The 8676-nt window shown below is 74.3% G+C and carries 8 protein-coding genes and 1 tRNA gene; 1 reads left to right on the top strand and 8 read right to left on the bottom strand.

The features are described from left to right. Nucleotides 1-90 precede the first annotated feature (90 nt). The 8 genes from KJP73_RS18300 to KJP73_RS18265 all read right to left on the bottom strand — a co-directional run bounded on the left by KJP73_RS18300 (nt 91) and on the right by KJP73_RS18265 (nt 8141). Nucleotides 91-915 carry a DUF4397 domain-containing protein gene (locus KJP73_RS18300; protein WP_213284317.1) on the bottom strand — a complete coding sequence of 275 codons (825 nt, stop codon included), beginning with the start codon at nt 913-915 and terminating at the stop codon, nt 91-93. Between the two features lie 92 nt (nt 916-1007). Beyond that, nucleotides 1008-2687 carry an FAD-binding dehydrogenase gene (locus KJP73_RS18295; RefSeq protein ID WP_213284316.1) on the bottom strand — a complete coding sequence of 560 codons (1680 nt, stop codon included), beginning with the start codon at nt 2685-2687 and terminating at the stop codon, nt 1008-1010. An 83-nt stretch (nt 2688-2770) separates the two neighbouring features. Further along, nucleotides 2771-3310, bottom strand: coding sequence for a hypothetical protein (locus KJP73_RS18290; RefSeq protein ID WP_213284315.1), 540 nt, complete (start codon nt 3308-3310; stop codon nt 2771-2773). Nucleotides 3311-3338: 28 nt separating this feature from the next. Beyond that, the gene (locus tag KJP73_RS18285) at nt 3339-3917 is read right to left on the bottom strand and encodes a hypothetical protein (protein ID WP_213284314.1); all 579 of its coding nucleotides are present in this window, start codon (nt 3915-3917) and stop codon (nt 3339-3341) included. Then, nucleotides 3902-6256 carry a hypothetical protein gene (locus KJP73_RS18280; protein ID WP_213284313.1) on the bottom strand — a complete coding sequence of 785 codons (2355 nt, stop codon included), beginning with the start codon at nt 6254-6256 and terminating at the stop codon, nt 3902-3904. The genes KJP73_RS18285 and KJP73_RS18280 overlap by 16 nt, the downstream gene beginning before the upstream one ends. Then, nucleotides 6256-6552, bottom strand: coding sequence for a hypothetical protein (locus KJP73_RS18275; protein WP_213284312.1), 297 nt, complete (start codon nt 6550-6552; stop codon nt 6256-6258). Before KJP73_RS18275 ends, KJP73_RS18280 begins: the two co-directional genes overlap by 1 nt. Before the next feature lie 169 nt (nt 6553-6721). Continuing rightward, nucleotides 6722-6810, bottom strand: a tRNA-Ser gene (locus tag KJP73_RS18270). Nucleotides 6811-6872: 62 nt separating this feature from the next. Next, a complete protein-coding gene (locus tag KJP73_RS18265) occupies nt 6873-8141 on the bottom strand; it encodes a threonine/serine ThrE exporter family protein (protein ID WP_213284311.1) in 1269 nt (422 codons plus the stop codon). A gap of 65 nt (nt 8142-8206) precedes the next feature. Between KJP73_RS18265 and KJP73_RS18260 the strand changes: the two genes are divergently transcribed. Next, on the top strand, nt 8207-8599 hold the full coding sequence (locus tag KJP73_RS18260) for a YchJ family protein (RefSeq protein ID WP_213284310.1): 393 nt from the start codon (nt 8207-8209) through the stop codon (nt 8597-8599). The last annotated feature ends 77 nt before the right edge of the window (nt 8600-8676 follow it).

Genomic DNA, 8676 nt, shown 5'->3' with positions numbered 1-8676 from the left:
CGGTGGGTGCTCCGGTGGGGGGTAGGAAGGGCGGGAGAAACGGACCGGGGCGCGGGCGGGCGGGACGGACGCACCCGCGCCCCGGCCCCCTCAGCGACGCTGCGCGGCCGGCCGGCGGGCGGTCAGCAGCGCGGCGCCGAGCGCGGCGACGAGGGCAGCGCCGCCGAGCCAGACGATCGGGGAGGGCCCGTCGGCGGCGAGGCCGAGCTCACCGGACGGCACGCCGCCCGGCGCGGAGTGCAGGCCGTCGATGGTCTGCACGGCGAGCTGGAGGTTCCCGGCGTCGAGCGAGCCCCAGGCGTAGACGATGGTGCTGACGCCCTCGGCGAGCGGGAGGTCGGTCGGGCCGATCACCGGCTGCGTGGTCCCGGTCGCCGCGACGGCGGCGGACACGGTGCCGGCGGGGACGGTGAGCGACTGCTCGTCCGGGTTGGACAGGTTGGTGATGACCGGGCTGCCGCCCGCGAGCACGTCGACGGCCGGGGCCGCCGCGGTGTGCCGGACCGTCAGCCGGGCCTGACCGGCGGCCACGGGGGACGTGTCGTTGGTGAACAGCGTGGCCGTCGGCTGACCGGCGGCGTCGAGGTGGGCGACCGCGGTGTAGCTGGTGCCGGCGTCGAGCGTGAGGTCCACCGGCCCGATGGCGGGCGAGCTCGCGTCGGCGGCGTCGGCCGCGGTGATCGCGACGCTGTGGGCGCCGGCGGGCAGGTCCAGCGGTCCGGCGAGGCTGCCGGGGGTGAAGTCGTCGAGCGCGCGAGCGCCGTCGACCCAGACGTCGACGGTCAGGTCGGGCACGCCGTGCAGGACGGACAGCGACGCGGTGCCACCGGTCGCGGCGCCGGCGGGGATGCCCGCGGCGAGGGTGAGCGCGGCGGCGGCGACGCCGACCGTGGCGATGCGGGACGGACGATGCATGGGGTGCTCCTCGGTCCGTGCCCCCTCCATCGGGGGCGAGGTGTGCTGACACCTCCTCTACGGCACGGACCCCGGCCGTGGATGCACGGCGGCTACAACGCGTCCGCGAGCGCCCGCCCGACGGTCCGCCCGGTGAAGAGGCAGCCGCCCAGGAACGTCCCCTCCAGCGCGTTGTACCCGTGCGCGCCGCCGCCGCCGAACCCCGCGGCCTCCCCCGCCGCGTACAGCCCCGGCACGGGCGCGCCGTCGGTGCCGAGCGCCCGGCCGTCCAGGTCCGTCTGGATGCCGCCGAGCGTCTTGCGGGTGATGACGCGCAGCCGGACGGCGATCAGCGGCCCGGCCGCTGGGTCGAGGATGCGGTGCGGCGTGGCGACGCGCAGCAGCCGGTCGCCGCGGTACCGCCGGGCGTTGCGGATGCTCAGCACCTGCGCGTCCTTGGCGTACGGGTTGGTGAGCTGGGCGTCGCGCTCCCGGATCTGCCGCTCGATCGCGTGGGCGTCGAGGGCGGGGGCGCCGCCGGTGAGCGCGTTCATGCCGTCGACGAGCTCCCCGAGGTGGTCCGCGACGACGAAGTCGGCGCCGTTGCGCTTGAACGCCTCGACGGGCCCGGGGGCGCCGCGCCCGAGCCGCGTCCGCAGCAGCAGCCGGTAGTCGCGCCCGGTGAGGTCGGGGTTCTGCTCCGACCCGGAGAGGGCGAACTCCTTCTCGATGATCTTCTGGGTCAGCACGAACCAGGAGTGGTCGTACGGCGCGAGGTCGGGGTCGGTGCGCAGCAGCCGCAGGGTGCCGAGCGTGTCGTGCCCCGGCAGGCCGGGCGCGGGCAGCCGCCGCCCCAGCGCGTCGAGCCACACCGACGACGGGCCGGGCAGGATCCGGATGCCGTGTCCGGGCCAGACGGGGTCCCAGTTGGCGATGCCCTCGGTGTAGTGCCACATGCGGTCCCGGTTCACGAGCCGCACGCCGTCGCGCTCCGCGATGTCGAGCACGCGGCCGTCGACGTGCGCGGGCACGCCGGTGAGCATCCGGGCGGGCGGGGTCCCGAGGCGGTCGGGCCACCAGCGGCGCACCAGCTCGTGGTTCCCGCCGATCCCGCCGCTGGCGAGGACGACCGCCTGCGCGGTGAGCGTGAACTCGCCGACGGCGGTGCGGTTGGTCGGTGCCCCGCGGGGCGCGTCGTCCGGCGCGAGGACGGTGCCGTGCACGCCGGTGACGGCACCGTCGGTCCGGACGAGGCCGTCGACGCGGTGCCGGTGGTGGAAGGTCAGCCGCCTGTCGGCCGCGGCGGCGCGCGCCCGGTCGGCGAACGGCTCGCTGATCCCGGTGCCGGTCCCCCACGGCACGTGGAACCGCGGCACCGAGTTGCCGTGCCCGCCGGGCCGGCCGTCGCCGCGCTCCGCCCAGCCGACCACGGGGGTGAACCGCACGCCGTTCGCCTGCAGCCACGGCAGCGCGTCGCCCGCGGCGAACTCCACGAACGCCCGCCCCCAGCGCTGCGCCCACGCGTCCTGCGGCAGCTCGCCGTCGAGCCGGTCCCAGCCGGCGCTGCCCTGCCAGTCCTGCCACGCGAGATCGAGGGAGTCGCGGACGCCGAACCGGCGCTGCATCGGGGTGTCGACCAGGAAGATCCCCCCGAACGACCAGTACGCCTGGCCGCCGAGGTTCGCCGGGCCCTCCTGCTCCACGACCGCGACCCGGTACCCCGCGCCGACGAGCTGGCCCGCCGCGACCAGCCCGGCCAGGCCCGCCCCCACGATGATGACGTCCGCGTCCACCGGCTCCTCCGAGCGCTGTCGAGCACCGGGCGACCGCGTCGTCGTCGCCTCGCGCTGCCGCGACTGTAGCGGCAGCGGCGGGCTCAGCCGCGCTCGGGCGGGAACTGCTCCGCGCCCTCCCGGGCGTGCTCGACCAGCTCGGCGCGGTCGACCGGCGGCTCGTCCTCGGACGTCTGGAAGCCGACCGCGAGCAGCCGCCACTCGTCCAGCGGGATCAGCACGTACTCGCCCCACTCGCCGTCGCTCGTGCGGGTGGTCCAGCCCACCTCCCCCTCGCCGAGGCCGGTGAGCGGCTCGATGGAGTAGCCGCGGGTCGTGGCGTCCGAGCGCGCGCACGAGTCGGCCTGCGCTTCGTACTGCTCGAGCATGTAGTCGGCGGGCAGGTCGTCGGGCGAGCCGTCGATGATCGTGGCCGCGGCCCGCTCACGGTCCCCGAACGTGAGCGACGAGCTCACCGCCCCGCCGTCGATGTAGGAGCTCGGTCGCAGGGCGTCGCACCACGTCCAGCCCGGTGCGTAGGCCGCCTCGTTCTGCTGCTCCGCCTGCACGCCGGTGAAGTCGGACTCCTCGAGGAGGACGGGCGACGACCCGCACCCTCCGAGAACCAGCAGGCCAGTCACCACGAGGCCAGTCACCGTGGGGAGACGCCGCTCACCCACGGTCGGACGGGAACTGCTCAGCGCCGTCTCTCGCGTGCTCGATCAGCTCGTCCAGGTCGACCGGCGGCTCGTCCTCGAACGTCGAGAAGCCGACCGCGAGGAGCCGCCACTCGTCCAGCGGGATCAGCGCGTACTCCCCCCACTCGCCGTCGCTCGTGCGGGTGGTCCAGCCCAACTCCCCCTCGCCGAGGCCGGTGAGCAGTTCGATGGAGTACCCGCGGGTCGTCGCCTCGGAGTCAGCGCACGCCGTCGCCTGCTCCGAGATCTTGCCGACGAAGTACTCCGCCGATGCGGAGTCCGATGAACGGTCGATGAGCGCCGCCCCGGCGTCACCATGATCGCCGAAGGACAGCCATGAGCTGGCGGACCCACCCGCCGCGTACTGCGCGGATCCGATGCCCGAGCACCAGGTGGGACCAGGCGTGCCACCACCCCACTCGTTCTGGCTGGTCGACGTCACGCCCGTGAAGTCCGAGTCGTCCAGCAGGACCGGCTCGCCCGCACACCCCGCGAGGACCAGGACGGCGGCCGCGGCGACGACGAGCCGCCCGCCCCTCACTCGCCGTTCCACGAGGTGAAGGGGTCCTTGTACGTCAGCTCCAGCTCGGTGACGCTCAGCACCTTGCTGAGGGCGTCCGCCGCCTCGGAGCGGAACGTCTGGAGGTCCTCCGGCCTGATGCTCTCGAGCGAGACGATCTGGCCGCCGGGCATCCACGTGTCGCGCATCGTCTCCGGGACCTCCAGGACGCCTGCCTGCGCAAGCGAGAGGTAGGTCGAGATGACCATCCGCTCGCGACCGAGCTGCGCCTCCCCCGTCTGCTCGTTCCGGGCGGCGTCCTCGTTGTTGCCGAACGCCTCGGTGACGTGGTCCGTCGGGATCTGCTGCACGTGGCCCCACGCCGCCTCCCACGCCTTCTTCCCGACCTCGCCGAGCGCGTCGCCCGCCTCGTCGGCGAATGGCACCGGCAGCAGACCCGCGGCCTCGGACACGAGGCCCGTGAACACAGCGACCTGCTGATCGGCCGACTTGGCGCCCTCGATCGCGATGTCACCGACCGAGTGCTGCATGTAGCCCTCGAGGCGCGAGCCGTCGTTGAGGATCTTCTGCAGGTCCGCGAAGTTGGCCTGCGCGCCGTCCACGCCGGGGTGCTGGAGGGCGAAGTTCGTCAGCTGCATCTGCCGGAACCCGGCGACGCCCTCGGCGATCCGCGACATGCCGTCCTCGGTGCTCAGCGCCACCTTGAGCAGGCCGTCCAGGTCCACCTTGTCCAGGACGGGGTAGTCCAGGAGTGTCCCGAGGTACGCGTTGGTCGTGAAGTCCCGCAGCCTCGCGCCGTGGTCGGCGCCGTCACCCGCCGCGGCCGCCTCCACCGAGGGCATGTAGTGCTTCAGCAGGTCCGCGACCGGCTCCGCCCCCGCCGCCGCGTGCTCCGCGTCGAACCGCGGGTTGTCCGGCAGCTGGTCGAAGAACCGCGAGACGAACATCCCGGTCTTCTCGGGGTCGGCGGCGAGGTTGTCCGGGTCGGTGCCGATGGCCAGCGCGGCCTCGGAGATTCCGCCGAACCCGTCCCGGCTCCAGTCCCGCTTCCCGAAGTAGAACTCCGACCGGTCCTCGCCCTTGCCGTCCGAGAAGAACTCCAGCCCCAGCCCGGGGTGCTTGCCGAGCTGCCCCATCACGCTCGCCATCGGGTCCGGCTCCCGGATCGTCAGCGAGTCGCCGGAGTCCAGGCCGTTCAGCGGGGAGGCGAAGGAGTTGTGGTGCATCCAGGTCTGGGCCCACTGCGGGTCGGCGCGCTCGAACTCGTCGAGCTCCCACGCGACGCCCCGGACGAAGCCCTCGCCGTACTCGCCCTCGCGCAGCAGGTAGTCGAGGACGGCCGCGCCCCCGCCGCTCGCGGAGGGGTACGCGTACTGGAAGGCGTCGCGCTCGTCATCGGTGATGCCGTAGGTGGCGTAGCGGACCAGGTCCTCGCCGAAGCCCTTGCCGTCGAAGCCGGGGGCGGTGCTCGCCGCCTGCAGGCCGGAGCGCAGCTCGCCGGCGAGGGCGCCGAGCTCCTCGACGTTCGAGCCGACGTACATCATCGACGACATGCCGTTGTAGGTGGCGAGCAGGCCGTCCGGGCCGAGGCGCTCGTACATCGGCGCCATGACCGCGGGGTCGTCGCCGAAGGCTCCGAGCAGCCCGTTGAGGCGGGCCACCTGGTCCGCGTCGCCGAACGCGGTCGCGTCCCGGGCAGCGTCGTCCAGCTCCCCCGCGATCTCCTGGCCCACCAGCGCCTTCACCTCGGGCGAGGTGTAGTCGTCCAGGAGCGCGTAGTCGCCGGGGTGGTCCAGCAGGTACTGCGCCTGGTCGGCGGGGCTCAGCTCCTGGAACTCCAGGACCTGCCGCTGCTGCTCCAGGCTGCCGACGGTGTTCACGTCGGTGGTCGCGGCGGTGCTGAGGGCGGCCGCCAGGGCGTCGTCCGCGGCCTGCGCGTCGGTGAGCGCGGTCGTGATCTGCTCGGCGACCTCGTTCATCACCGTCCGCGCGTACTCGAGGTCCTCGGGGTCGTCGTAGGTCTTCGTGCTGCTGACGGCGCCGGTCGTGGTGTCGACGTGCAGCCCGTGCGACCCGGCCCGGCGCATGGCGCCCTCGAGCAGGTTCTGCGCGGTCTGGATGGAGGTCGCCGCGGCGTCGAGGGCCGACACGACCCCGACGGTCTCGGAGACCTGCGTCGCGAGCGCCGCCGTGAGGCGGTCGTGCTCGGTCCGGGCGGAGTCGGCGTCGGCGAACGTCCAGGACGCGGGCGGCCTGCCGGTGGCGAGGTCGTCGTCGAGGCGCGTCAGGGTCGTCCGGTGGGTCGCGATCTCGTCGGCGATCTCGCTCAGCCGCGCGGGACGCCACGAGGCGAGCTGGGAGGGCGAGACCATCAGCGCACCGCCTGGCCCTGGCGGTCGAACCGGGACGCGACGCCCTGGTTCGTGGCCTCCCACGCGGCAGCCGCGTCGCGCATCCCCTGCGCGTGCGTCTCGGCGCTCGTCGCCCAGTCGCCGAAGGCGGTGCTCCAGGCGGTGGCGAGCGACGTGGCGGCCGCGCCGCTCGCGCTGCCGCTGAGCGCGGTGGCGACGTCGCCGACCTCGTCCGGCACGTTCTTGCGCGCGATCGCCGCGGCGTACTCGACGTAGCTCGCCGCGGTGCGGACGGCCCCCGGGTCGATCTCTCCCACAGCTACCCCCTGCTGGTCTCGTGGTCCCGCCCGAGACTAGGGGGTGAGCAGCGGCGCGTTCCACCGGTGACCTGCGGAGCAACCCGGGCGGGTGCATCCCCCGACACCGCGAAGGCGCCGTCCCCCGGGACGACGAAGGCCCGGTCGCGACGACCGGGCCTTCGGGAAGCGGAGACGGTGGGATTTGAACCCACGGAAGGGTTGCCCCTTCACGACCTTAGCAGGGTCGCGCACTAGACCTGGCTATGCGACGTCTCCAGATGCGGACCCAGGGTACCCGGCGCGGACGGCAGCGCCAAAGCGCCGCTCGGCGGGGCGGCTCAGTGCTCGAACGCCCACTCCCGGTCGGTGAGCATCCGCGCCACGGCCAGGCCCACCGCGAGCGCCACGACCACGAGCCCGGCCTGCACGCCGTAGGCGAGCGCCTGGGTGGTGTCGCCGTTGGACAGGTAGAACACCGACCGGTAGGCCGACACACCGGGGACCATGATGACGACCGCCGGCACGGAGACGGTGACGCGGGGGACGCCGAGCCGCGGGGCGAGGACGGCTGCCAGCAGCCCGACGACGAGCGCGGCCCCGGCCGCGGCGGCCTGCGGGGCGAGACCGGTGTCCGCGAGGTAGAGCCGCCCGGTGTTCGCGAGCATGCCGACGCCGGCGGCGCCGAGGGCCATCCGCCAAGGGCTGTTGAACATGAGGGCGAAGCCGAGGACGCCGACGAAGCTCGCGAGCATCCGGAGCACGAGCAGCAGCCCGGGCGCGACGGGGAGGCCGGCCTCCGGGTCCGGGGTCAGCCCGACCGCGATCGACACGCCCCACACCGCGAGCGCCGCGGAGGTCAGGATCATCAGCGCGTAGGTGAGCCGCGCGACGCCGGCCGAGAAGTCGAGCTTCGCGAGGTCGAGCCCGCCGGTGACCAGCGGGAACCCGGGCACCAGGAACAGGACCGCGGACACGTACCCGGCGGCGTGCCGGACCTCGGTCGCGCCGAGCCCGTGCAGCACGGAGACCAGCCCGAGGTAGGCGAGGCAGGCGACCGTGGCGGCGACCATCGTGACGCCGAACTGGTTGAGCCCGCGGTGCAGCAGCAGCCGGCGGCAGAGCTGGCCGAGCCACGCGGCGGCGAACGCACCGGCCATCTCCACGAGGCCGCCGTGGTTGAGGAACGCGAACGCGGCGCACGCGACGGCCGCCCACAGCGCGTTGACCACGTCGGGGTAGAGCAGCGGCTTGCGCTCGATGCGGTCGAGCTCGGCGGACACCTCGTCGACCGTGGCGCGGCGGCCGGACCGGGCGAGCGATCCCGCCAGCCGCTCGAGCTCGGCGAGCCGGTCGGCGTTGATCCCGACCGTCCGGACCTCGGCGACCTCCGTGCGGAAGCTCGCGCCGCGGTGCGACGTGGTCGTGATCTCGGTGAGGGTGACGTGCGCCTCGTGCCGGTCGACGCCGATCGCGTGCGCGACCCGGGCCATCGAGGACTTCACGCGGTACGAGCCGGTGCCGGCGGACAGGCTGAGCCGGCCGGCGCGCAGGGCGACCCCGGACTGGCGGATGAGCTCGAGCTCGTCGTCGGTGGGCTGGGTGGGCACCGGACCATCATGACGGTGCCCGCACCCCCGCCGTGCAGGACGTCGGTCGCGCCCATACTGGCCGGGTGCCCGCGACCCCCACCCGCTGCCCGTGCCTGAGCGGCCTGCCGTACGCCGAGTGCTGCGAGCCCCTGCACCGCGGCGAGCGGACGGCGCCGACCGCCGAGGCGCTGATGCGGTCGCGGTACAGCGCCTTCGCCGTCGGTGACACCGCGTACCTCCTGGCGACCTGGCATCCCTCCACCCGGCCGCGCGCGCTGGACCTGGACCCCGCGCAGCGCTGGGTCCGCCTCGACGTCGTGGCCGCGCAGGGCGGCGGGCCGTTCGACACCGCCGGCACCGTGGAGTTCCGCGCCCACTACCGGCACCCCGACGGGAACGGCTCGCAGCACGAGGTCAGCCGGTTCGTCCGCGAGGACGGCGCCTGGTCGTACGTCGACGGCACGACCGGGGACTGAGCTCCGGCCGCCGGCGTCCGGGGACAACCCTCACGCGACGGTAGAGTTCCCCGCCGTGCCCACCACGTCCCCCGCCC

Origin of the sequence: Cellulomonas hominis (assembly GCF_901521055.1) — a bacterium.
GTDB classification, from domain to species: Bacteria; Actinomycetota; Actinomycetes; order Actinomycetales; family Cellulomonadaceae; genus Cellulomonas; species Cellulomonas endometrii.
The sequence above is the reverse complement of the archived record's forward strand: the minus strand, read 5'-3'. Positions and strand labels throughout refer to the sequence as shown.

Excerpts from the sequence above, each read along its gene's own strand:
- KJP73_RS18300 (WP_213284317.1), bottom strand. The coding sequence starts at position 915 with ATGCATCGTCCGTCCCGCATCGCCACGGTCGGCGTCGCCGCCGCCGCG.
- KJP73_RS18280 (WP_213284313.1), bottom strand. The coding sequence starts at position 6,256 with ATGGTCTCGCCCTCCCAGCTCGCCTCGTGGCGTCCCGCGCGGCTGAGC.